The organism is Porphyromonas sp. (assembly GCF_030529325.1).
GTDB lineage: Bacteria > Bacteroidota > Bacteroidia > Bacteroidales > Porphyromonadaceae > Porphyromonas_A.
On sequence record NZ_JAUMXC010000003.1, the window covers coordinates 41,035 to 66,201 of the forward strand.

15 protein-coding genes are annotated in these 25,167 nt (G+C 47.3%); 7 read left to right on the forward strand and 8 right to left on the reverse strand.

The features are described 5' to 3' along the window. Positions 1-13 precede the first annotated feature (13 nt). The 8 genes from Q4A14_RS01065 to Q4A14_RS01100 all read right to left on the reverse strand — a co-directional run bounded on the left by Q4A14_RS01065 (position 14) and on the right by Q4A14_RS01100 (position 15,179). The gene (locus Q4A14_RS01065) at positions 14-940 is read right to left on the reverse strand and encodes an ABC transporter ATP-binding protein (RefSeq protein WP_303169302.1); all 927 of its coding nucleotides are present in this window, start codon (positions 938-940) and stop codon (positions 14-16) included. Positions 941-974: 34 nt separating this feature from the next. Beyond that, positions 975-2,633, reverse strand: coding sequence for a PKD-like family lipoprotein (locus Q4A14_RS01070; RefSeq protein WP_303169303.1), 1,659 nt, complete (start codon positions 2,631-2,633; stop codon positions 975-977). Between the two features lie 32 nt (positions 2,634-2,665). Next, positions 2,666-3,418 (reverse strand): DUF4843 domain-containing protein, encoded by a 753-nt coding sequence (locus tag Q4A14_RS01075; protein WP_303169304.1) that lies wholly within the window; start codon positions 3,416-3,418, stop codon positions 2,666-2,668. A 17-nt stretch (positions 3,419-3,435) separates the two neighbouring features. Beyond that, positions 3,436-5,061 (reverse strand): RagB/SusD family nutrient uptake outer membrane protein, encoded by a 1,626-nt coding sequence (locus Q4A14_RS01080; protein WP_303169306.1) that lies wholly within the window; start codon positions 5,059-5,061, stop codon positions 3,436-3,438. A gap of 16 nt (positions 5,062-5,077) precedes the next feature. After that, a complete protein-coding gene (locus Q4A14_RS01085; protein ID WP_303169308.1) occupies positions 5,078-8,302 on the reverse strand; it encodes a SusC/RagA family TonB-linked outer membrane protein in 3,225 nt (1,074 codons plus the stop codon). 772 nt (positions 8,303-9,074) lie between these two features. Then, the gene (mutS, locus tag Q4A14_RS01090; protein ID WP_303169309.1) at positions 9,075-11,711 is read right to left on the reverse strand and encodes a DNA mismatch repair protein MutS; all 2,637 of its coding nucleotides are present in this window, start codon (positions 11,709-11,711) and stop codon (positions 9,075-9,077) included. 36 nt (positions 11,712-11,747) lie between these two features. Continuing rightward, positions 11,748-13,028 (reverse strand): phosphatase PAP2 family protein, encoded by a 1,281-nt coding sequence (locus Q4A14_RS01095; protein ID WP_303169310.1) that lies wholly within the window; start codon positions 13,026-13,028, stop codon positions 11,748-11,750. 24 nt (positions 13,029-13,052) lie between these two features. Beyond that, positions 13,053-15,179 carry an Ig-like domain-containing protein gene (locus tag Q4A14_RS01100; RefSeq protein ID WP_303169312.1) on the reverse strand — a complete coding sequence of 709 codons (2,127 nt, stop codon included), beginning with the start codon at positions 15,177-15,179 and terminating at the stop codon, positions 13,053-13,055. Positions 15,180-15,663: 484 nt separating this feature from the next. On the opposite strand from Q4A14_RS01100, the gene Q4A14_RS01105 reads away from it, so the two are divergent. The 7 genes from Q4A14_RS01105 (at position 15,664) to Q4A14_RS01135 (ending at position 25,132) form a co-directional block, all read left to right on the forward strand. Continuing rightward, entirely contained in the window at positions 15,664-16,944 is a 1,281-nt protein-coding gene (locus Q4A14_RS01105; protein ID WP_303169314.1) for a BACON domain-containing protein, read from the forward strand. A gap of 1,170 nt (positions 16,945-18,114) precedes the next feature. Beyond that, positions 18,115-18,339 (forward strand): DUF4248 domain-containing protein, encoded by a 225-nt coding sequence (locus tag Q4A14_RS01110; RefSeq protein WP_303169316.1) that lies wholly within the window; start codon positions 18,115-18,117, stop codon positions 18,337-18,339. A 509-nt stretch (positions 18,340-18,848) separates the two neighbouring features. After that, positions 18,849-19,244: a hypothetical protein gene (locus Q4A14_RS01115; protein WP_303169317.1), complete on the forward strand. Its 396-nt coding sequence runs from the start codon at positions 18,849-18,851 to the stop codon at positions 19,242-19,244. 115 nt (positions 19,245-19,359) lie between these two features. Beyond that, positions 19,360-19,479 (forward strand): DUF4248 domain-containing protein, encoded by a 120-nt coding sequence (locus Q4A14_RS01120; protein WP_303169318.1) that lies wholly within the window; start codon positions 19,360-19,362, stop codon positions 19,477-19,479. A 542-nt stretch (positions 19,480-20,021) separates the two neighbouring features. Continuing rightward, complete coding sequence (locus Q4A14_RS01125; RefSeq protein ID WP_303169320.1) at positions 20,022-22,382, forward strand: TonB-dependent receptor; 2,361 nt, start codon at positions 20,022-20,024, stop codon at positions 22,380-22,382. 13 nt (positions 22,383-22,395) lie between these two features. Then, a complete protein-coding gene (locus Q4A14_RS01130; protein ID WP_303169321.1) occupies positions 22,396-23,721 on the forward strand; it encodes a hypothetical protein in 1,326 nt (441 codons plus the stop codon). Positions 23,722-23,728: 7 nt separating this feature from the next. Continuing rightward, positions 23,729-25,132 carry a hypothetical protein gene (locus Q4A14_RS01135; protein ID WP_303169322.1) on the forward strand — a complete coding sequence of 468 codons (1,404 nt, stop codon included), beginning with the start codon at positions 23,729-23,731 and terminating at the stop codon, positions 25,130-25,132. Positions 25,133-25,167 lie beyond the last annotated feature (35 nt).

Sequence of the window (25,167 nt, forward strand, 5' to 3'; positions counted from 1 at the left end):
TGTCCGAGAGTTATCAGTAACGCTTTTTGGACAGCTCGGCAAAGACAGCGTTCATCGAGCTCTTTTCGAGCATCATCTCGGTAAGGTACCAATTATGCTCGACACTCTTCTCGACAATCTGCTGTGTCACTTCCTGATAGTCGTTGAACTTTATCCGGTAGTTGTAGCCTCCCAGCTCTTCCACATCGAGGACTCCGGGGATGCGGCTAAGATCCTCGACAGTAGGCATTGCCATGAGAGACACGATGAGCGAGTCGGGGACGATATAGCTGTCAAACTCCTGCACAGAGCCGGAGAAGACCAGTTGCCCCTGCTCGATCATATAGATATGGTCACAGATGGCCTGTACCTCCGACAGTATGTGGGTCGAAAGCAGTACGGTGCGGTCCTCGGCAATATCTTTGATGAGACGGCGCACATCGAGGATCTGATTGGGGTCGAGCCCGTTGGTGGGTTCATCAAAGATGACAAACTCGGGATTGTGGATGATCGCCTGAGCTATACCCACACGCTGCTGATATCCACCGGAAAGGTTGCGTATCAGACGATGACGGAAGTGACCAAGACGGCAACGTTCGAGCGCTACATCCACAGCCTTGGGGATCTCCCTGTCCGGGACAAATCTCAAGGAAGCACTATAAGCCAAAAACTCACTCACGGTAAGATCCTTCTGCAAAGGTGGGGTCTGTGGCAAAAAGCCGATACGACGCTTGGCTTCGACGGGGTCTTTGCTGATGCTGTGCCCCATGATATACACATCTCCCTCGGTCTGCTTCAGTGAACCACACATGATGTTCATGGTGGTAGACTTCCCGGCTCCATTGGAGCCGAGAAGTCCGTATATACCATGCTTGGGGATCTCGAAATCTATATCCCTCACAGCCCATTGCACACTGTAGCGATGCGACAGGTGCTCGACTTTAACTATTGGTTCTTTCATTGATAGTATATTGATTTGAATGGGAGTCTGCTTATTATCTGTCCTGATAAGCAGTACGATAGCCTACTTCTCTGAACGAAAGCACCTTGCCTCCGACATTACCTTTGAAGAGAAGTTGAGGTTGAGTGACGATGGTGATGTCATAGAGCATGATGTCTCCGTTTTCACATCCGATCATGATGCTGCTACAGTTGGAGTATTCGTAAGCAAGAGCGGTGATCTTGGACTTGACTTCGACCTCAAACTTTGCCCAGGTGACATTGGGATCCATGGCGTTGATACCATGAGTGTAGTACCAGATCGAGTTGTCCTTTGAACGCGTGATGAAAGTCCTCATACGAGCAGCACCTGAAGTAGGGTCACTACGTAGTGTAGAAGTCGTCAGGATGAGATCATCCTTGGTCATACGAGGGAGTTGTACGTCCGTCTTGTATGTCAAATCTCTCACAAGAAGGTTTTGATTGTTGACCGCAATATCGGCAGTATAAGTAAATGAAGGATCATCCTTTTTGTTATAGAAGATCGTAAACATAGACTCGATATTCCTGACGACAAAACTGTACCAACTGCCCTGATAGTGAGATGTTCCTCTGAGAGCCACAACCTCGATATTGTCACCAAGATTTGACAATGGCATTCTCTGAGTATCGGCAAGAGGACTCAGGCGAGTGCGGTAGACAGAGATCTGTCCCATCGTGCCGTCGTTGGCATTGATACGCTCGATAAAGTTGTTTGCAAAAAGGATACGATTGTTTTTCTTGTCCAAACAAAGGAAGTTCGCCGTAAGACGGCTGCTACCGAAGAGACTGATCTCATAGCCCTTGTCGTCCAACAGATAAGGCTCTGTCAAGAACTTACCGCCAAGGTAATTAGCTCCCATGACTCTGGTATAGAGCTTGCCATCCTCAGTCGTGACAAAGGTAGAAGGACGACCGTCCGAACCCAAGACATCGATATCCGCACGACTCACGGGCTTGAAGTTGGCAGGGACACCATCCAAAAACTCTTCGTCAAGGCTGCCGACATGCTCAAACTTATCCGCAGAGATGATATAACTACCTTGATCTGTGAGCACTGTATACGCTCCGGTGACACCTATATGCCTTGCAAAAGACCAAGACATCTCGATAGGCTTACCGACGAGACTCTTACCATTATTGTGATCCTCAAAAGCATTAGTTTTCAACAAATATGTACTTTTCCCATCGACAGTGCGTTCTCTGAGTGTCGAGAGATTTGCTTTTCCACCGTTGTTGCTCAAGATGGTCCAGTCTCCATTGGAGTAGTATGGATAGAGCCATAGGAGGATGATCTTTTGGAATGAGATCTCCGATCCTTTCTCATAGATCTTGAACATACCGTAGTAACCTTGGGTAAGGTTGTAGCCATTCAACCCGGCTTTCTTTATCAACTCATCCACAGGCAACTCTGCAACCAACTTATCAGCTACGACTTTGCCATTGACCTCCCACTCATATCTGACGTTGTCAGCTCTGAGGGCAGAGTCCTTGGGCCAAACAAAAAGTTTGCTACCATCGAGGCGAATGTTGCCACCGCCGTGTCCGTAATATGTGCCATAGTTGTCCGACAACCAACGAGGAGGATTGAGCTCCAAATAGTCATAGTTGCCGGTATCCTTAAAGCAAGATGAAAGTAGCAGTAAGGAGAATATGAAATATAGTATTCGTTTCATTTTTATTCTGTCGAAATTAGTTGATTAAACGATTACACCTTGACTGTCATTGGCGAACCATCCTCTTCGGTCTGAGGATTTTTGACAAGCCATTCCTTGAAAGCAAGAGCCATCTTACGAACCTTATCGGGATTATCCTTGATAAAGTTGGTATTGATCTGATCTGCTCCGGGGATATTCTCCAAGAAAAGACGATACTTCTTTGTCGAATAACGTCCCAAAAGACCTTCTTCGATCTCACGATCCCACCACAATGGGCGTACAGGATCTTTCGTGATGTGCAGAATAGCGATAGAACGCTCTGTCTGACCTACCTTCACCTCACCTTCCTCTTGGATGGCAAGAGCAAGCTTGTAGCCTTTCTCGAGGGTATTGAGTCTCTCACTTCTATTGATCTGTATCTTTATAGTATCCTGGATCATCTTTTCTCTCGCTCCGACAGGTTTGGCCCTGAAGGTGTACGAATCTGCGATCGTATACTCAGATGGTAGAGCAGTCGTCAAGTTGTCCACTACTTTGAGCTTAAACTTCAAGTCCTTTTCCAATGGACGTCCCGCCAAGAGGACAATCAGCTCTGCATAGACTTTGTCATCCTGAGGCTTGGCGAAAAAGAAAGTCACACTGGTCGAATCCGCCTTTTCTGTACCGGGAGCCACAGCATCTTTCCAAAACTTCTCGAAGTAGAGATACTTGTCTTCACCGAACACGAGCAGATCTTCCTCCTTGCACGAGTATGTGCTCAAAAGGGTAAGGACGGATAGAATGGTAAATATATATTTCTTCATAGTTTGATCCGTTGTTATTAGAAGTTTTGATTGACAGGTATCGGAGGCATGTACTCGGACTTGTTCATAGGACGTCTCTCATTTTGATCTCCGACGCATGGGAACTTAAGTCTCTTGTACAGATAGAAGAGTTGACCCTCTGATATCCATTCTCTTTGAGCATCATTGACGAGGTCTCTGGCAAATGTATCAAAGTCACCTGCGACAGGAAGTGGAGTGCCTCTCAAGCCTCTCATCTCTCTCAACCTGTTGAGCACCTCATAAGCCCCTGCAAAATCACCTTTGCGTGCGTGGCACTCTGCAATGATGTAAAGGAGCTCGGAAGTCCTGATGATAGGGCTTTTGTTCAAAGTCTTGTTCCTCTCAAGTGTATTTGAACTTGGGAAGAGCTTGAGAGAGTACACGTGAAGAGGCTCTCTACCGAAGAAGCCGTCATAGTTCGGAGTAAACAGCATGGACTGACCTCTGTAGTCTTGCTCGTACTCATCTGCATTTGTGGACTTGTTTTCAAATATGTTTTGTCTCTTGAGTGCCAACAAGAACCATTGTCCGGGTGCGTTTCTCTCTGCTACTTTCTTAAAATGGAACTCGATATTGTAGTCATTGTATGCATTTTCGTTGTCAAGAGCAAAGATAATGCTCCATGGCATTCTGAGGTATCTTTTTTGTTCGGGGTCATTGGTCCCTGCGATATGATACCATTCTTCATTCTTGTACATCTCCATTTCATTTCCGGAGCCTTCGATACCTTTTGCCTTTGCTTCCCATACAAAAGTTGCGTACTCCAGGGCCTTGTCATAGTTACCCATATAAAGATATACTCTTGCCAACAAAGCCTTGATGGCATGGTGAGTCAGGCGATAACCTCTGTTTTTTAAGAAAGATTCGGGGACTTCTCCCGATGGCAACTTAGTCTCAAATCCGGACTCTTTTTCGTTTTCAAAACGAGCTCTCCAACTCGCATTGGAGCCCATACCCAAAGCTGTGGTGTCATATGCCAAAGTGAGTTCGGCTGCTTTTTCAAAGTCAGCGACGACATTGTCCAGATAAGTAGACACATCTATGCCTTCAGGTTGGATATCAGGATAAGTCTTCACATAGGGAAGAAGGACAGTGTTGTCATTCTCGATCGGAGCAGGTGTGAAAAGTCGGCAAAGGTCAAAGTGCATCAGAGCACGACAAGCGTACGCTTCACCAAGGATCATCGAACGCTCCATTTCCTTGTACTCAAAGAGACTTGGAGATGCTGCTTCCGCCTGAGTAATGAGGTTGTTGGCATTCGCGATGGCATTGTATCCGGTTTCCCATATAGCATCGGTCATCCTCAACACCACATCGTTTTGGTATTCAAACGAAGATATCCTCTGATACACAGAAGCGTTGTCCTGACCGAAGCCTCTGCTGTTCCAAGTCCAGTCATACTGCTGAGAGAGACAGTCGATATAACCAAACTGGAGTTCCAAGCCATATAGGGATCTACTCGCCATCTGACTATATACACCGGCCAGTGCCGTACGGTATCCATCTCCCGTCTTGTATAGTTTTTTGTCCGTTGCTTCGCCTTCGGGTTCGATGTCAAGCCATGAGCAAGAGCTATAGCTTATACAAAGGAGAAGGGCAAAGATTTTTATATATGATTTCATAGTTATTACTTATTTATTAGATTCCCAATGTAAGCGTAAAGCTGTAGTTCTTTGCATAAGGATAGTTTGTACCACGCTCTTGTCTGATAGTAGACCAGCGAGTTATTTCGTTGGCGTTGAATCTGATGCCAAGGGATGTCAAACGGAGTCTCTTTGTAAACTTCGAGTCAAAGTCATACCCTGCAGAGAATCCGCTGAATGCAACGAAATTGTTGTCTTGCACATATCTTGATGTAGGCTGAGTCCTGATTCGGAGAGCGATATCATAGAATGGCACTACATCACCAGGCTTCTGCCATCTGTCGAGGAGGATACGACGGTCTACGTTACCTCCCAAGATATCCGCTTGCTCAACCTTCTTCAAGAGAGTTTCATTATACTGTTGGCCTCCGTACTGATAGAGGAAGTTGGCGTTGACATAAAATCTCCTCCAGCCTACGTTGATGCTGAACGCACCTTGAGCCTTAGGACTGGTATCTCCGACCACGATCTGATCGACAGCATCCCAGACGAACGTAGGAGTCCCGTCTCTCTTGAGGAAGAGCTCTCTACCTGAAGAAGGATCGATACCCAACGACCTCACGGCGTAGATAGCAGTCGTAGAAGCACCTACATAATACTGAGTCAATGGGATGTAAAGAAGTTTTTCGTACTCATCCCTTTCCTCTTGAGTTCTGCTACTGCTGAGATTGGGTTGCATCTTTTTGTTGTGGAAGTCCTGGATGTTTTTGTTGTACTGTTCGGCTTCCTGTCCGAGAGATGTCACCCTGTTCTTATTGGCAGCCATTGTAGCGTTGATAGCCACACGCCAGTTTTTGTCCTGATATGGGACGGCATTGAGGCGAAGTTCGTACCCCGTATTGAGGACACTACCTGCGTTGGTATAATATGTCTTAAAGCCGGAAGAAGTACGGATATTGAGCTGAGAGATCTGGTCGTTGGTCTCTTTGCGGTAGTAGTTGGCTTCGAGAGTCAATCTGTCCTTGAAGAGTCCCAAAGAGAAACCGAGATCCAGTGTATTTGTCTTTTCCCAAGTCATCGCAGGGTTACCGAGAGCTATGAGAGTATTGGCAGGGATACCTGCGTACCAGTATGGAGCTGTGCGATAGGTAGAGATAGCAGCGTATGCGGGGAAGTTGACGTTACCGACCTGACCATAAGTAGCACGGGCTCTCAATAGGGAGATGTAAGGATTGTCTTCCATAAACTCGTACTTGTGGAAGTTGATACCCACACCGGCTGACCAGAACGGAGCGAAACGTCTATCGCTTCCGAAGCGTGAAGAACCATCAAAACGGAACGAACCGTCAGCGATGTAAATATCCTTGTACGAATAGTTCAACGCACCGAGGACACCCAACAGGCGGGTCTGTGAAGTAGTCTGAGGTGTCTTGGGCTCCAGCTGCTTTGCAGCATAAGCAGGCGCATTGAGGTTGCTAAGCTGGAAGCCGGTATAAGATACTCTCAGGTCTCGATTATTTGTTTCCTGGATATTGGTACCCAATGTAGCGTTTACGAAATGTTCGCCAAACTTCTTATTGTAGTAGAACATCGCATTGACGTTCCAATTCAAAGACGAAGAGAAATCCGTACTCAAGAATCCCTTCTTGGTACTGTCAAGCTCTGCGCTGTACTTCGGATCCTTGGGATCTACGAAGCTCTGGTTGTCATTCTTGGTCTGAGAGACAGACAACTGCCCCTTGAAGTAGAATGAGTCCGAGAAGTACAGATTGGCACTCAGGTTGTTCGTAATATCGTGAAGATTGCCTCTACCGGAGTAGCTACCCAAAAATCTCTCGCTGTAAAGAGGGTTGGTATACTGGTCGACCTTCTTTACGAGTTGGTGATCGTTGTCATAAGGAGTCCAATAGGGTTTAAACTTTGCGTAGGTTTCAAACCTTCCAAATGGCGAGTCCTCTGTCCTGGTAAGGTTGTAAGACACTTGGTTCATGATCTGAAGTTTGGTACCAAGTCTGTAGTCCAAAGTGAGAGCGACACCGTAGTTGTCACGATACGAGTCCTTCATCGCTCCGTTGTGCGTTTTGTATGTGAGGTCGAGGCCATAGCGGATACTCTCTACCCCACCCGATATGTTGACACTGTGTCCCTGATTGAAGGAGTTGCGGAGCGGCTGAGCGAGCCAGTCTGTACGCACACCACGGCGCACCTCATTGACGAGATTGTTCCACTTGATATCGTGGGTCAATTGGACCACGGGGTCGGATGAAGAATATGCCCCTGACAACTTCTCGATCTCGAGCATCTCCTCAGCATTGGCGAGGTTGTAGTCGGAGAGGTCGGGCAACTCGATACCTCCGGTGAGGTTATAGGTCACTCGGATCTCACCCGGTTGTGGTGGGATGGTCGTAACGACGACGACACCATTGGCAGCCCTTGATCCGTAGAGAGCAGTCGCGGCAGCATCCTTGAGAATGGTCATGCTCTCGATACGATTCATGTCCATGTCATAGATCTTCTGCACCGAGACCTCAAAACCATCCAAGATAAATATCGGCAGGTTAGGATTGTCCTTGAGACCGGTACGTTGGTTACGTCTTGCATTTTCGGCTTCGATACCGCGGCTGGTGCTCAAACTACTCTCACCACGGATCGTAAACTCGGGAAGGCGGTTGGGGTCAGATCCCCAAGTCTTGGCCTCTGAGATCCTGAACGATGGTTCGAACGTCTGAAGGGCAGCAAAAGCGTTCTTGTTGTTGGTCTTCAGGAGCTGATCTCTGGTGACGACGGTAGCGTTACCGGTAAACGAGTTTTTCTTCAGCTTCTGATAACCCGTCACGACCACTTCGTTCAACTCACCCTTATCTTCCTTGAGGATGATAAAGAATGGCTCCTGACCTGTGTACTTCACCGAGCCTTTCTTCATACCTATATATGAAACTTCGATGACAACTTCCTTGAGACCTTGAGGTATAGCTATCGAGAAAGAACCGTCTGCTCTGGTGGATGCACCACCTCTCACACCCTTGATACGGACAGTAGCTCCCGGTAGGGGATTTTTTCCCTCATCCAAGACTTTACCGACCACAGCAGCGACTTTTCGAGGTTGCTGAGCATGGTTTGCCACAACAAGATCCGGTGAGGCGCTCTCACGGATAGGCACCTTGGTAGGAGTGAGCTCTGCGAGCGTCTCTGCTTTGATCTGCATACTGCCGAATGCAGAAGAAAGCGCGACCCCCACAAGTAGGGCAACTCTCCCAAAAACATTGTGATTTACATTCATAGTAAGTCTGTTTAATTAAATATTGAGTATTTAGATTTCGTCTTTTTCAGTATTCCGGAAGGCTCATGCCTTCTCTGAGAATCGGTCTAAAAGGGGATCCATCCTGCCATCTCCAACAAGCAAACCTCTTGCTTTTCAATAAGATTTCTCTAACAAAACTTATTTACACAATTTTAATAAGTATTATGGATTTCCCTATCACAAATATGAATAATATTTTCAGTTTCAACAACAGTCATAAAGCATCGCCACACACTTATCTATAAAGGAAAATCAAGCAAATAAGACCCCGGAAAGGCCAATATGAAAGCACATAAACAGAAATGGAAATATTTTAATATAATATGCAAGAAATAGACATTATTTTGTCTAATCTGCCAACAGTCAAAAAAAATCTATTGGTGCTCAAAAAAAGCATAACATCAAACATTTCTCACTCCTTTAACATAAAATTGGCACCCGGGGACTCAAACTCATGGCATAATGGCAAACCCACCGGAACGGGTAGCCCGAAATCAGCAGATGCACAACCTTCCGAATCAAGTTGTCTAACTTGACGCATCAAGTTAGACAACCTTTTTCAGCACCTTGAACAGTTCATGGAAAAACACACTCTCTTTGCCCTGCACAAGTAGAGTGAGAGTAATAAAAAACCGCAGTATCGTAAAGTCAGACTTTACGATACTGCGGTTTTGTCTGTATGATCTTCTATCAAAGGCTCTATACCTGAGGGCTATCCTGCCACATCAGAGTATAGTATATGAGCTGAGGGTCAGTTGCCTTTTCCGGTGAGAGCTTTCTTGATCTCGTTGAGCTTGTTGAGAGCCTCGAGCGGAGTCAGACTGTTGATGTCTATGCCGATGATCTCGCTACGTATCTGCCCGAGGACAGGGTCATCGAGTTGGAAGAAACTTAGTTGGTAAGGTTGCTCGGACAAAGCCTCTTCGGAGTCGATCGCCTTGGGTAACATTCCCTCGTTGGCACGCATCTCGGCAGCTGCTGTCTCGAGCGTCTCGAGGATCTCCTCGGCACGTGTCACGATGGGGCGGGGCATACCGGCAAGTTGGGCAACATGGATACCAAAACTGTGCTCACTGCCTCCGGGGATGAGTTTGCGCATGAAGATGACCTTACCATCGCATTCCTTGACGGAAACATTGAAGTTGTGGATGCGTGGGTAGATGCTCTCAAGCTCGTTGAGCTCGTGATAATGTGTGGCGAAGAGGGTCTTGGCACGTCCGTTGGGGTGCTCATGAAGATACTCCACGATAGCTCGAGCGATGGAGATACCGTCATAAGTACTCGTCCCTCGGCCAAGCTCATCGATGAGGATGAGACTGCGTCGTGTGAGGTTGTTGAGGATCGCAGCAGACTCCGTCATTTCGACCATGAATGTAGACTCTCCACGAGAGATATTGTCCGAAGCCCCGACACGTGTAAATATCCTGTCTACAATACCTATACGTGCAGACTTGGCAGGGACAAACGACCCTATCTGTGCCATCAAGGTGATAAGGGCGGTCTGTCGGAGGAGTGCCGACTTACCGGACATATTGGGACCGGTGATGACGATGATCTGTGTGCCGTCGGTATCGAGGTAGACATCGTTGGGGACGTACATCTCTCCTGCGGGCAAGAGGCGTTCGATGACGGGATGTCGGCCTTCCTTGATGTCGATGATCTCGCTATTGTCGACCACCGGACAGTGGTAGTCGTTGCGTTTGGCGATCTTGGCAAAGCTGTTGAGGACATCAATGGTGGAGATGGCAAGGGCATTGCTCTGCAAGACTCGCATATAGCCCCCGAGGGTATTCATCAGGCCGGCAAAGATTTCGGCTTCGAGGGCCTGTATCTTTTCCTCCGCTCCGAGGATCTTTTGCTCGTACTCTTTGAGTTCCTGAGTGATATAGCGTTCGGCATTGACAAGTGTCTGCTTGCGTATCCAGTCCTCAGGGACCTTGTCCTTGTGGGTATTGCGTACTTCGATGAAGTAACCGAAGACGTTGTTGAAAGCTATCTTGAGGTTGGGAATACCCGTGCGTTCAGCCTCTCTGGCACGTATCTGCATGAGGTAGTCTTTGCCCCCTCCGGAAATCTCTCGTAGAGCATCCAGCTCGGCATTGACACCGTCACGGATGACAGCTCCCCGGCCGAGTGCAATGGGAGCATCGGGATTGATGTAGTCTTCGATCTTCCGAGCGAGTTCATCACAAGGATCGAGGGTGATGGCAATATCTTTGAGAGCGCTCACCGTAGAAGTATGGAGCATATCCTTGATCGGACGCATGAGGCGAAGAGCTGTTGCCATCTGCAGCATTTCTCTCGGGTTGATACGTGAGACGGCGACCTTGGAGGTCAGACGCTCTATATCTCCGATACCGGAGAGGTAGTCATCAAGTTGGGAGGCTTGTTCGGGCATATCGAGAAGGGCCTGCACCGCCGACTGCCTGCGTGCTATCTCTGCCGGATCAAGGAGAGGAAAGACGACCCAACGCTTCAACAACCGTCCGCCCATGGGTGTACGGGTGGCATCCATGATGTTGATGAGAGAGACGCCCTCATCGGTGATGGGGTTGAGGATCTCAAGATTGCGGAGGGTAAACTTGTCAAGGCGGACAAAGTGATCTTCTTCGATCTTTCGAAGCGAAGTGATGTGCCCGAGCTCCTCATGGCAGGTAGCCTGGAGATAATAGAGTATCGTACCGCAAGCGATGATGGAGAGTACATTGGACTCTATACCGAGCCCTTTGAGATGATGTAGCTCGAAGTGCTTCATCAGGCGATCACGCCCGTAGTCTTCGGTAAAGACCCAGTCTTCAAGAGGATAGATATTGAGTTTGTCTCCAAAACAACGAGTGATCTCATGTTCCGTTCCTCTCTTGATGAGGACTTCTTTGGGATTGAAGTTGTGGATGAGCTTGTCGATATCGTCGACATAACCCTGAGATGTGAGAAATTCCCCTGTCGAAAGATCCAAAAAGGCGACACCTGCCTTGCCTGCACCGAGAGTCACCGCAGCGAGGAAGTTGTTGGTATTTGCTACGAGCACGGTGTCGTTCATTGTCAGCCCCGGGGTGACGAGTTCCGTAACCTGCCTCTTGACGAGCTTCTTGGTGAGCTTGGGGTTTTCCATCTGATCGCAGATAGCCACGCGCTTGCCGAGTGCCACGAGCTTGGGAAGGTAAGTATCCAAAGCATGGTGAGGGAAGCCGGCCAATTCGACATGACTCGCCGATCCGTTTGCCCTCTTTGTCAGCGTGATCCCCAAGAGCCCCGACACCTCTATGGCATCGGTCGAAAACGTCTCATAGAAGTCTCCCACTCGAAAGAGCAGGATAGCATCGGGATGTTGTTGTTTGATGGCATTGTATTGAGACATCATCGGCGTCTCTGCAATCTTAGCACACATAATATTTATACTATTATATCTTTTTCTTCTTAACAGTTACGGATTGATGAGATAAGAAAGGCTGAGCACGGCCTCATAGCCTTTATTGGTTTTCCCGGCATCGCCCTCGTAAGGGACAGCATCCGGAGCAAAGAGATAAGCACCACTTAGTCTCATGGCAAACGTATTGTGCGTCACGACAGTCACACCCATCCCCACCTTGGCCATGAACGATTGGGAAGTGTGTCTGTCCATCGATACTACAGGCTTTACCTCTTCCTTAAAGCGAGTGATGCGACCGGAAGAGAGATAGCCCGCCAGAGCATGGGCATCCCACCATACCCTATCTCCCAACAAGGGTCTCATGTATGATCCCCCGACGAGAAGCGCACCGGCATTGAGGTGTTCCTGCACCTCACGATTTTCAGCCCTGATGAGCTTGGCTTCCGTGACAACCCCTATACGCCTGTATATCGGCACACGCACAGACAAACCCAGCGAAAGGGTCAATCTGTCGGGAGTAAAAGATCCCACTTGGGAAAACAATCCTGTGCGACCATTGTCGAGACTCAACATATATGGAGAGGCTTCTCCTGACACAGTGGGGTGAGACTCCACCGGTCTCTTACGTCCAAAGACAAGATCCGAAATCATGTAACCGAGGTACACCGAAGACGGACCTACGGAAGCCCCTGTAAGCACATCTGTCCCCCAGTGACGATTATTGGCGACACGAGAGACTCCTGTGAGAGCAGCCACACCATAGCCTGCCGCTGCAAGCCAGGGATAACGATGACCGTACTCGGCATCGAGGATGGCAGCACAAGCAAATGCCGTGCCGGTATGTCCGGAGGGGAAAAAGTTCCGCGAAGAGTTATCGGGTCTTAGTCGTCCGATCGTGTACTTTCCCCCAAGTGTAAACAAACTAAGCAGAGCAAATGATGATGCTTGGGCGACGACAGACTCCAAAACGGTCTCCGAACGCGTATCTCCCACTCCACCTATCCTCATGCCCCACATGAGCGCAAGAGGGAACAGTTGCGTGTAGTCATCCACCCTCGTACGGAAGTCGGAGATATAATGATGACGCAAGCTCCTCAGGCTCTGATCCTCGTCCCACAGCACACTCCCCATCCCTACCGATATCTGCAGAGGTATGGCTATGGCAGAGAAGGCAGAAGTATTGACATAAGGGACATACCTGCTCCCTCGATCCTTTGCCGGCGAAATCCTTTTCTCTGCCGGAAGGAGTTTGGAGACAGAGAGGGAAGTCTGAGCATTCCCACCCGACACAACGAAAAGAGCAACAAATACAAGTAGATACAAAAATCTCTTCATATCCGATCTGCGATGCCCTACCCTTTATTCGAGACCTTGACGAAGTCCGCCGAGCGCCCCCTCGAAGCCTCCTCCGAAGCCACCGTTGCCTCCGCGACGATTACGCATCTCCTCTTCCCTACGCTTGTTGAGATCCTTACGCTTCTTTTCCTCAAACTTAGCCTGGATCAGTTCCTTTGGTTTCTGTTCGCGCAAAGGTACGGCTTTCGGCGCCCAGTTTTCTTTCATCTTCCAGTTTTTCAGCACCTCTATTATCTTTGGGAAATAGTACACCTCTTCGGGCTGCAGACCCAGATCATAGTCTCCACCATCCCATTGACCGTTATTATTACGATCGACAAACATACGCACACCGTACTTTGCCGCCTCGAGATCTCTGAATACCACGCTGTTGGTTGCCGTAGGGACAGACATGATGACATTGTCCTTGCCGTCAAGGAGTTCGAAGACCTTTGCTCCGGTCACCCCAGAGACCACGAGCTCCAACTGAGAGAAGTCGTTCGCACCCTTCACCTTGAACTCATTGACCGAAGTCTTGTCCAGATGATTGCCCGACATATCCACGAAGAGCAACGAGTCGAAGTGTACCTCATAAGTCTTTTTGTATTCGATACGAGCCTCCAGATACCCCTTGGTGACACTTCCCGGGAGTAGCTCCACGCGGGTCAATGGCACTTCGGTCAGCACCGAGTCCTTTTTACTGAACAACTTGATACCCCGCAGAGCCGTCGAGTCTATCGGCAACGAAGTCTTGAAAAACATCGAATCCACGACGCCACCCTTACCACTTCGGGTGAAGGTTACCGTCAGTGGCGAAGGCACCTTTTCCTTGGCGGGAGCAAGTGCGCCCTCACCTTCAACACCGGCACCGGCAAGAGCCAAAGAGTCGGCAGGTACGATGGAGTCGGCAGGTGCTACGGGAGCCTCTATTTCAGCCTCCTTACCTTTCTTTTTGGACTTCTTGGGTTTCTTTTTTTCCTTGGGCTTATCCTCTTTGGGCTTGTCTACCTTTTTGGGCTTGGGCACTCTCAGCGAGAGACTGTCCGTCATCAGCACAGGCAGATTGAGGCTGTCCACCGAGTAGTACGACACGAGGAAAGAGTCTGCCTTCTGCCAACCCTTGTCAAGGAGGTAGACGGAGACCTTGTTATTGTCATAGATATCCGATACCGCACAACGACCGATGACACTGTCAGGACGGGCAAAGAGAGAGTCCGGACCCAGCGGACGTACTACGGGAGCTTTGTGGATCTTGTCGTTAAATTCCAGTTCGATCATCATAGAGTCCTTTCGCTCCCTCTTTTTGAGGAATCTACGCTCCGTCTTGCCGACAAAATACCTCAGCACCAAGTCATCAGGCAGGTATCTCGTGTATAGCACAGGGATGATCGTGTCTATCGTGATACTGTCCTTGCGTATCGTGTCATTGCGCATGGCAATCATGGAAGTCGTAACCACGGCAGAGTCGAGGAACGCTATACCGTCCGTTGGATTGTCATACCGGTAGTTACCGTCATTTTCCTTTAAGGCAAAGACCTTGTAGCGACCGTTCTTGATATTTCTCATTACGAAAAACGAACGATCCGACGTGCGAGACATCCGGAGGAAAGTGGTGTCCTTGAACGCCTTTGCATCCACAGTATCGGGGTGGATACCGACAAGCACACTCTGTATAGGCTCATGCGTACGGGCATCCATGACATGACCCGAGATCTCCATGGTATCGATCACATCCCCCGTACTGAAAGCGTACGAGAAGTTTTCGAGCGGATTTTCCTCATTGTTGTCCACCACGGCATCGGTGAAGTCTATCGTGTACGTCGTATTGGGGATGAGGGTATCCATCAGTTCGATCATCACACGCTTCCCTATCCCGGTGATGCGAGGCATCTGTATCTGAGGAGGAGAGATGATCACCTTTTTGGAGACATCCTTCACCTTGATGTACTCATCGAAGTACAGATTGAACTTCTGCCCCTTTACATTGGTCGCACGCACAACGGGCACAGCCTTCAACAACTTCGGAGGCGTCTCATCATAAGGTCCGCCTCCGGGAGTGATCCTGTTGGCACAGCCGAAGATGATCCCCAAGGTAAGCACAAAAGTCCCTATCAACACAAACGATGTCGAGTCTGGCCTCTTTATTTTCATAAGCTCCTAATCTCTTATTATATCTGTCGGGACTCTTCTTGACCAAGACTCCCGATCACAACGTTACAAGTCACTGTCCTTCAGCCCCTACATACCTTCACCTCAGCAAGGCCGAGCGACACTGGGACATATCATGCAAACTTACAAAAAATCTCCCTAAACTTCCCCACGACATCGCCCCATGTCCTCCCTGCCCATCCACCCCACACAACGAGAAAAAAGGTTGTCTAACTTGACACCTCAAGTTAGACAACTTCATTCATCAAGGTAGGCACGAGAATTTCGAAGGTTCTATACCTTTCACCGCGCCCGACTTTTCCCCCTGACCTCGTATAGATTTTTCATATCTAAGTATGTGACACTCCCCCAACATTAAATCGCATTTTTTAACATCCCTGATTTTGGGTATTAACCATTTTACTTTATTATGTTACATTTGTGGCAAATATTTTCATTCCTTAAAATAAAAAGCAACTTGCAGATCATGACAAGGTATTGTATTATCTTACTCTCATGCATTGTTATTCTCTTTTCGTGTGATAAGAAGCTCCACAATGTGGAGCCCCCTCTGCCACAATTGACGTTGAGCGAAGAGTCCCTCAATTTTTCGTCAGAAGCAACGCAAGATACCATTTATATAGGTGGTGATAAGTCTTGGCACGTCGAGAGCGATGCCCCTTGGCTCACCATCAAAAAGAAGAGCAATGAGAGTGGCTCTGATCTTCTCATCATCAATGCAGCCCCAAATACTTCAGAACATGAGAGGTCAGCCGTCATAAAGGTGAGTATAGAAGGGATAGAGAAATCAGTACATGTAAGGCAAGAAGCTGAAAAATATCCGGATTTTGATTGGCAGGTATTCCCAACGGTCATGATCAAAAACACAAAAGTTGAAAAAACCGCTGATGGTTATACTTATACCTTTGAGGGTGTGCATAACTTTATAAATAGAGATGTCCGAGAACAAGTCTTTGCGGGTAGTCTGGTCTCGCACATCATGACCAGGCCCAACAAGGTCGAGGAGTTCAACCGATACCTGAAAGATGAAGTGACCCTTTTTCTGTACGCTTCTTTGCTTGGTTTTGAAAGCGTTAAGATGAGACCCTCTGCCCAAGGTGTCGAGGAGGCTGTGGACAAATTCATTGCGACCAACACCCTCAGTGAAAGTGGAGAATTTTATTACTCAAACAAACCTCAACACTATTCAAGTAGAGAAGAGTTATATTTTCTCGGCATGGGTAACTTAGGCATCGACTTGGATCGATTATTATTTGGGAAGTCTTATCTTGACGAGGAGATCCAATCGGGTAAAAGAGGTTATATATTCTCCTACTATATGCGGAGATTCAGTGTTATGCTTGATGCTCCTCATGAACTGGCACTCAGGGAGGAAGCACAGAATCAGGATTTCTCATCTCGAATAAGTTATATTGACTGGGTCGGGTACGGCAGGACAGGATTCCTTTTTGTAAAGACGGATATCCCCGAACAAGATATCAGGATCATTGTTCATAGAGTAGCACAAAAAGAGCCACTAAGCGAAAAGCAAAAAGATATGTTAAGTAAATTGACATTCAAGTATTTGACCTTTGACAAATATAGTGAACCGTCTGTAGATACCGGGGGAGTAGATGTGATTAAGAAGTATTTTGAAGAAATAGCAACCGGCCCTATTATACCGTTGTCTTACAGTCTTAAAGGACTTTTTTCACATACCCACACAATGGATTATCAAGTCAAGATCCCTCGTAGGGCACGAAACTGATATAAACCATTAGGATGCATTTCTACGAACGACAAAACAATACTTAAAAAGAGGCATAACAAAATAAGGTTACAAGGATGCAAAGAGGGCAGTGTCGAATCATAAGGATTTTGACATTGCCCTTTTCAATGTACTGATAAGTAGTCTGTCACTCTGAATGACAGAAATCCGTCATATCAGAAAGAATATCCAATGGACAAGTAAGGCATTATGTTCTTATCTGCAGCATAAAAGTGGGTAAAAAAGTCTTCCAACTTGTGGGCAGAAAGACCTGTGCCCAGTATCAGTCTTTTGTTGATGCCAAAGCGATAGCCTGCTCTTACATGATAATGGTTGGAAAATTTGCTGCCCTTAGCTTTTTTGAGCTGTTCATAGGTTGGGTGGTCCCCAATTCTTTTCGGGAAGAGTAGAGATTTACATTACGACTGAAATATTCTAACGCAGTCCCATAGCAGACTTCAAGGAAGTGATTTTTCCTGCCAAACCTCCCATTGGCTTCAATACCGATAGTGTATTGGCTTAAGTCTCCTAAATAGTAGACGGATCTCTTGGAGCTCTCTCGATCCTCAAAAGACAAGTAGGTAGACAATCTCCAACTTCGTCCGGGCAATATGCCGAGCTCTGTTATTTCACCTCTATCACTTCAGTTACTGCTATTGAAACCATAACCGATAAAAACTCTAAGACTGAAGCGATTCTTATCGAAAAAGTCAAACAATATTCCTCTCATAGGAAAGGACAAAACCTCTGGACTCTACCCGAATATTTAAATGTACAGCACTTTTCTTGCTGAGATCCTGTGCATTCAAGGACAGAGTGTTGAGAACTAAAACAGAGCAAAGCCCACAGAAGAATAGTAGTTTTCGCATAGATGAATTATCAGATGCAAATTAAAACTTTGGCAAATATATTAGACCTGAGAATCATTACAGAATAACACAATTACAGGTTTTTAATGTATCCGGTTTGGAGGATTGAGCATCTTATTTCATCGCACCACATTTGCAGTAAATATTCTCATTCCTTAAGAGAGGTCTTGTCTTACTTCACGGGTAACGTCATAGCAATTGTTCTAAGCATACACTTGCAATGTTACATTTTATAACTACATTTGCAGCAAATAAAACATAGATTAGTTAGAAAAACACAAGTGTATTTATGAGTAAAACAATGAAAATCATGCCAATCAATCAAATGTGCTCTGTGAAAGAGCTTGCAACACTTTATTATGTCGATGTATTACCCGAAGTCGCTTCACGCAACCTGAGAAGAGATATAAGAGAGTATCCCGACCTGCATCGGTCGCTCATTGAGTCGGGTTGGAACTCCCGCAAGCGCACCTTCACACCTCGCCAAGTGCAAATCCTCCGCAAATTTCTCGGAGATCCCATGTAAGAAGTACACAAAGGCAGTGGCAAACAAACGTTTTGTCACTGCCTTTGTGCATTTATGTAAGAGTTGGCTGTATCCGCAAAATAATGCAGACCTTTTCAGGCCCGAAAGCCACCTCTAAGATCGACTCCAATTAGCACCCTTTAGAGAAAGTTACCATTGCGAGCCTTGTTTTATACAAAAAACAGTTATCTTGGCAAAGTCATGATGTAGCCAGATCATCAATGGATTGGCACCGGAGAATCATAGATGAAAAGGACAAGCCGGATATAAAGACCTATGCTCGCGGTGTCGAAGTGTTAGGGCTGCAATTACCTTAATGAAAAGTCAGAATGATAACGAGTAGAAACATTTTAAGTATACCTCCAATGAAAACTTCAATAACTACCCGATTCCGAATTAGTGTATTGGCATTTTTTGTATTCTGCCTTTGTGTGACTTCATGTGATCCGTTTCATCATTATTACAGACATAGTGTGATCTATGAACGGGATAAGAACCTGAATGAATATATGGTATTCTTCGAGAGAGCCGTAAATCCGGAAGGAGCTCCAAAGAAAGACACTTTACTACTCAAAACCACAACCTTCATAGAAGAATATGAAAGCCGACCTGCACCAAGGGAGACAAGAGAGTTTTGGATAAAATATTTAGTTCAGGATCAGTTGGATAGAATGAATCATATCGATTCGATAGGTATTTATTCGATATCCGATCATAAGCTCCAAGCCATGATTTACAGTCCGAAGATAGAGAAAGATAAGGGTCTCAAGTCCTCCACAAAATACCCTAATCCGTTCTCCAAAACTTCATGGGTCCTGGACTTCAAAGACGGCGAATACAACAAGAATAAATGGGGCGTCAATATCAGCAATGTCACCTACACCCTAAAAAGGCTGGAGCCATGATAGGACTTTAAATATATTAATCAACACGAGAGACAATCCACTTTCTGACGTAACCCCAATTCTTTTCATTGATGCTTATAAAAAAGACAACACAAAACTTTTATCAGACAACAATATGAGAGATAACCCGGGACGGCATCGGTCGCTCATTGAGTCGGGTTGGAACTCCCGCAAGCGCACCTTCACACCTCGCCAAGTGCAAATCCTCCGCAAATTTCTCGGAGATCCTATGTAAACAACAGAATCAGGAAGATTAGTCAAAAAACAATCTCACGCCCCCACAGTCAGCGCATTCTGATACGCTGACTGTGGGGGCGTGAGACATCCGGCTTCGATAGCGTACATGAACACTTTCCTCTGTGTTAAGGTTCTGAATTTGAGTTATTCTGAGCATAAAAAATGGGGCTGAGCCGAAACACAATTTTGGTTCAACCTTCCGGTTTATAGGGCTCATCAAAATTGGAGCAACAGAGGCCACACACCGAAATATCAATATGTGATCGAGGTCTTACCTTGAAAGGGGTTCAGGTATTATCATTCCGATATCTGAGCTATTCTAAAACTACCGATACCCACATTTAGGTATTTTTTACTTATTTATTAGGATTAATATATGTTGTTAGTAAATTTGTGCGACAAATCAATTACCTATGGGCTGATGTGCGGGAGGATTGACAGGCACTGAGGACAAAAATCCCAATTTTATGTAGAGCATCATCCCATGATGAAAAAATATCGTCTGTGTTTAATTTTTACCAATACGCATTATAACCACTCATGATTCGACATAGGATTATTGCGCACACTCTTTTAACTTTTTTGGTGCTGCTCTTTGGCATATCCACAGTGGCCCATGCCTCGGAGGACACCCCTCTCAAAGTCCATGTAATCAATAAAAAGTCAAAGGAGACCATCCCCGGCGCATTCATCAAAATGGGAGGATACACCTTTATCGCCAATGAAGATGGTACTGCGACGCTTCGCAATGTGCCGAAAAACAAAGTATCTCTATCGATCAAAGCATTAGGATACAAGGAGATAAAGCAGGCCATTTACAATGTACCTAAAGACAAAAAAGAGCTCTACGTCTATATGGATCCGACAGTACAAGAGCTCTCGGGCATCACGGTAAAGGGGAAGTACAACAACCACACCGATCGCCTGCAACAGACGGCAACGATAGATCCAAAACTGCTGGAAAGGAGTTCTTCGGTGTCCTTGGCGCAGCTGCTTGAGAGTCTGCCCGGTGTCAGCATGATCAGCACAGGTAGCACGATAGCCAAGCCGGTGATCCAAGGGATGCACAGCAGTCGTATCCTACTCATCAACAACGGTGTACGCCTCGAAAGCCAGACTTGGGGCGATGACCATGCTCCGGAGATAGACCATACCGGCTCCAACATCATCGAAGTCATCAAGGGTGCAGAAGCCATCCGCTACGGCTACGGTGCAGTGGGGGGTGTCGTCCTCTTCAATCAGACACCTTTACCCTACGGACACAACAAACTCTTTGTCTCAGGTAAAGCGAACCTAAGCTATGGATCCAATGCCGGAAGTGGAGACGGAGCCATCACCACAGACTTCGGATACAAAAACTTCGGTCTGCGACTCCATGCCTTGGTACAGAAAGCCGGAGACTACCGAAGTGCCGAGTACAGACTCAACAACACGGGCTACACCACGATAAGCCACTCGGCCCTCATGGGGTACAAGTCTCGCAACATAACCGCAACACTGTACACCAGCCTCTTTTTCCAGCGCACAGGGTTGTATTACAACAGCAAAATATCGGACGTCAATCAGTTGTTGGCACGATTTGAGGCCGGTCGTCCCGATGAGAGCAGTATACATCCGTTCTCATACAAGGTGGAGCCCCCTCTCCAACAGGCACAACACTTCACGCTCAAAGGAGACCTCAAATGGTACATCAACAAAGACCATGATATACTCTTCAAAGTCACATATCAAGACAACATAAGGCAAGAGTACGAAAATCGCAAAGACCCTCGCTGGAGTTGGCTCCCTGTACAGGATCTGCAGCTCACCACCTATGGTGCCGATGCTCTGTGGAGTGGAAAATGGAATAAGTGGAATATGTCCACACAAGCCGGGATAACGTCTTCGTATCAGTACAACTACAATGTACCGGGAACAAAGCAACCGGCATTTATCCCTAACTATGCGGCAGCAACGGTGGGCTACTTCGGTCTGCACAAAGCAACGTTCGGGAAATTTGAGGCCTCCGCAGGTATGCGTTACGACGTGCGTGCGATGTCTGTGGATGGATATTCGGGGCTCTCTTCGTTCAAGTACTACAAGGACTTCAAGATGTTCTACAACTTCTCCACCAGCTTCGCAGGACACTACCAATTCTCGGACAATATGGAGGTGCGTGCCAATATCGGATGGGCTTGGAGACCACCCGACATCAACGAACTCTATGCTTCGGGACTCAACCACGGTATCTATTGGGTCGTGGGCAACAAAGATCTCACGGCAGAACGTGGCTACAAGGCTGTCCTCGGTGGCAAGTATGCCAACACATGGCTGTCTGTAGAGCCCAGCGTCTTCTACCAAAGGGTAGACAATTACATCTATGATGACATAGGAGAAGGCAAGGACAGATTTCACAACCACCCAAGTGGGAAGTATCCGAAATTTGTATTCGGACAGGATGATGCTCGCCTCTTTGGGGGAGACTTGACCCTGACCGTTTCGCCTATCGAAGGTCTTTTGATCTCTTCCAAAGGGGAGTGGATCAATGCCCGGAACCTTACTCAGGATGCCTGGTTACCCTTCATGCCCTCAGACAGATACGGTCTGGAGGTCTCCCACAGCTTAGACTTGGGCGCAAAGAAGAATTGGCACTTATCCTACTCTTTGGAGGGGCAGTTTGTAACGAAGCAAACGAGATTTGACCCCGAAAAAGACCTTGTGGGCGATACCCCTCCCGCATACACCCTACTCAATGGTAGCGTGGAGCTGAGGTATGATATCTCAGAAAATAAAAATGTCAAGTTTTTGATCCTTGGTAAAAACATACTCAACACGCTCTATAAAGAGTATACCGACAGATTCAGATACTACGCTCATGCCAGAGGATCGCATTTTACATTGAGCACAATAGTTACTTTCTAAACTATCCATAGCTATGAAAAGGTTTATCCAATCCATTTATATCCTCTGCATGATCGCGACAGTCACCCTCGCATCATGCACCGACAAACAAGGAGAAGAACTCTTCAAGGGCATCATCAAAGCACCTCCCTCTGCCATCGAAAGAGATGTCAAGGGACACGAGCAGATACACTCAGTCCAAGCCATATTGAGATACGCACGCCCGCTGAAGAAGCCTATCCGCATCACCGCCACTCACAACGAAAAAGGGTACGTGGCTTATGAAATCACAAAAAAGTACTCGGCTGTCCCCCTATATCAGGAAATCAAGATCGGGAAAAACGACAAGGGGGAGTTCGTCATAGAGTCCGACCAGAAGGTATTCGATGTCGTCAAGGGGAAAGACATCTTCTACACTTTGGAACTGAAGTACTTTGATGTCAACAATCAACTCATCAACCACCAGTTTTCGCACTTTGACTCTAAAGATCCCGAGAGTTCGACATTGGCACAGCACCAGACGTTTTTCTCGATACAAAACTACTCCTTGGACAAAAGACCTCTCGTCTATCCTATGACCTTGGACAGTGTGTACTACGACAAATACTTATTCGAACCGGGAAGTGCGCCCAACAGCAGAGTAAAAGCGGGGCTTGTGACACCCTATGTCGTCTATGCTCCAACTCAGGAAACAGAAGAAAACACCATGAGGTATGACCTTGACTTGGCATACAAAGCCTCGGAAGCAGCGATGACCAAGGCGGCACTTGAGACCTATACTCACCCTACCACAGGCCAAGAGTATCGTCTCTTCAAGGCTCTCAACGTCGAAAGCCTCAAAAAAGTTGCGGGGGAAGTCTTCTGGTACGAGTATCGCGATACGGATCCTGTCGAGGACGAGCTCGGTGCCCGTATCCTCAGCGATGACCTTTATCGTAACAGATTTGGCAAAAACGTCTCCCTCCTTCGCCAAAAGCGCAGCCTTGCCCAAGGAGCCAAGAGGGATGCCCTGGGATTCAAAGGGTTGATAGGATTCAAGCAGTCCAATATTACCTATCAGATGCGTGTATGTATCTGTCATATCATCACCGACAAAGGCAGCAAAGGGCAGGGAGGCAAGTACCACCGTCAGGGGAATGTCCTCGGCTTTAATAAGGTTCCGCCATCCTGGAACACCTACGACATAGACTATCCCATACCATTCAGGGTGATTGCTGACCTCGACGGAGATCGTACGCTGTTCCTGAAAGACATACAGAGGTACTATCCCAAGACCACCGAGAAGGACATCAACAACATGTTTGGTGACGAGGAGACGGTCAATAGCTTCTTCCACAGAGTACCATTCACAAGATTCTAAAAATCCGATGATCAATAATAGTAAGACATATTCGATGATAAGAGCCGCAGCCTTCGGGGTATGCCTCTTGGCTCTTACAGTCTCCTGCAGGGAGTTTATCTATGGAGAGATCAAGGTGCCTGAAAAGGACAATCCCATATTGAACCTCAAGGTCCCTCGCACCAAGGCAGACATTTACTTTGAAAATCCACCTGTCGTCACCACACCCGGACTCCAAAATCCTGACCCGGATGGCGGTTTTGCTGACTGGGCGACCTGCCTGATCATGTTCAAAGAGGGGCACTCTCATGGCTATGGTATGCTGCACGGCAATTATGTCTACGGCCGTGCACCTTGGAAGCAAGAGCAGTTTGCCGTGGTGCGCAACTCACCCACAGGCCCCATTGTGGAAGTGGACAAGAAGAGCACTGTGACGTTCCAAGAAGAGCAGCGCGGCTTTGAGGGTCCCGACTACATACGCATCATAGGAGACACACATCGTCTCTGGGGGATGTGCTTTTACTTCTTTGACAAAAACGGTCAGCTCATCAACGACAAGATCTACAGTCAGTCCGACAAGTATCAGATGTTCTTTACTGTCAGCGACCTTGATGACAAGGGACAACCCTATACCATCATGGATTACCGTTGGCGAGGAGAGGAGGGCTCTTTCAAGAGAGACTGGCTCAACCTGACCGAAGATCCCAAACCCGGAGAGGTCAACTGGCCTGTCGAAGAGCCCATCCCAAGCGAGTTCTTCTCCAGCCGTCCTTCTTTCAAAGATCGCCAAGAGGCTACTCCCGCAGTCTTTGAGTATATGTATCGAGACACTTGGACACACGAGGATATGGGAGACGGAGCACGGAACTATTTCAACATCAAGCTCCTACCTCCTTTAGGCAAAAAAGACATTTACAAAGCCAGATTTGCCGATGTTGACAGGGTCGGACTGAAAGGGCACTTGAAGTTTGATTTCACCCCTCCCGGGCTGGATGAGTGGAGTTCGGCCAACAATAAACAGTGGCCTGAGATGTTGACAAAAAATATGCCACACTACCGTGCGACACACCTCCTGCCCAAACTCTATTTGGCAATAAGGGTGATGAAGAAAAAAGACGGCAACAAAGTTGTCAACCCCATCCCCGAAGGGGTACAGACCGGGCGCAACTCCACACTGATGTGCTCCGAATATACCGGCCCGGCAAACGAATCCGATTGGGTCGAACTCATCCGCATCAACCTCCCCATCAAAGTCTTCACCCACGGCTTCGACACCGACCCCACCTCTCCCGACCCTTACGAGCCTTACTACTGGCATCTGGGCAAGGAGATGCGGCTGTCTCCTCTCGATGCTTTCGAGGCGACCAGAGATGTGATCATCCACAGCGATGACGGACTGGGAGGAGATGGATTCGGCGCATGGTTCCTGTAAGACCATACGTCTCACCTACGACATAAAAGAGAAAT

Excerpts from the sequence above, each read along its gene's own strand:
- Q4A14_RS01065 (WP_303169302.1), bottom strand. The coding sequence starts at position 940 with ATGAAAGAACCAATAGTTAAAGTCGAGCACCTGTCGCATCGCTACAGT.
- Q4A14_RS01070 (WP_303169303.1), bottom strand. The coding sequence starts at position 2,633 with ATGAAACGAATACTATATTTCATATTCTCCTTACTGCTACTTTCATCT.
- Q4A14_RS01075 (WP_303169304.1), bottom strand. The coding sequence starts at position 3,418 with ATGAAGAAATATATATTTACCATTCTATCCGTCCTTACCCTTTTGAGC.
- Q4A14_RS01080 (WP_303169306.1), bottom strand. The coding sequence starts at position 5,061 with ATGAAATCATATATAAAAATCTTTGCCCTTCTCCTTTGTATAAGCTAT.
- Q4A14_RS01085 (WP_303169308.1), bottom strand. The coding sequence starts at position 8,302 with ATGAATGTAAATCACAATGTTTTTGGGAGAGTTGCCCTACTTGTGGGG.
- mutS (WP_303169309.1), bottom strand. The coding sequence starts at position 11,711 with ATGTGTGCTAAGATTGCAGAGACGCCGATGATGTCTCAATACAATGCC.
- Q4A14_RS01095 (WP_303169310.1), bottom strand. The coding sequence starts at position 13,028 with ATGAAGAGATTTTTGTATCTACTTGTATTTGTTGCTCTTTTCGTTGTG.
- Q4A14_RS01100 (WP_303169312.1), bottom strand. The coding sequence starts at position 15,179 with ATGAAAATAAAGAGGCCAGACTCGACATCGTTTGTGTTGATAGGGACT.
- Q4A14_RS01105 (WP_303169314.1), top strand. The coding sequence starts at position 15,664 with ATGACAAGGTATTGTATTATCTTACTCTCATGCATTGTTATTCTCTTT.
- Q4A14_RS01110 (WP_303169316.1), top strand. The coding sequence starts at position 18,115 with ATGAAAATCATGCCAATCAATCAAATGTGCTCTGTGAAAGAGCTTGCA.
- Q4A14_RS01115 (WP_303169317.1), top strand. The coding sequence starts at position 18,849 with ATGGTATTCTTCGAGAGAGCCGTAAATCCGGAAGGAGCTCCAAAGAAA.
- Q4A14_RS01120 (WP_303169318.1), top strand. The coding sequence starts at position 19,360 with ATGAGAGATAACCCGGGACGGCATCGGTCGCTCATTGAGTCGGGTTGG.
- Q4A14_RS01125 (WP_303169320.1), top strand. The coding sequence starts at position 20,022 with ATGATTCGACATAGGATTATTGCGCACACTCTTTTAACTTTTTTGGTG.
- Q4A14_RS01130 (WP_303169321.1), top strand. The coding sequence starts at position 22,396 with ATGAAAAGGTTTATCCAATCCATTTATATCCTCTGCATGATCGCGACA.
- Q4A14_RS01135 (WP_303169322.1), top strand. The coding sequence starts at position 23,729 with ATGATCAATAATAGTAAGACATATTCGATGATAAGAGCCGCAGCCTTC.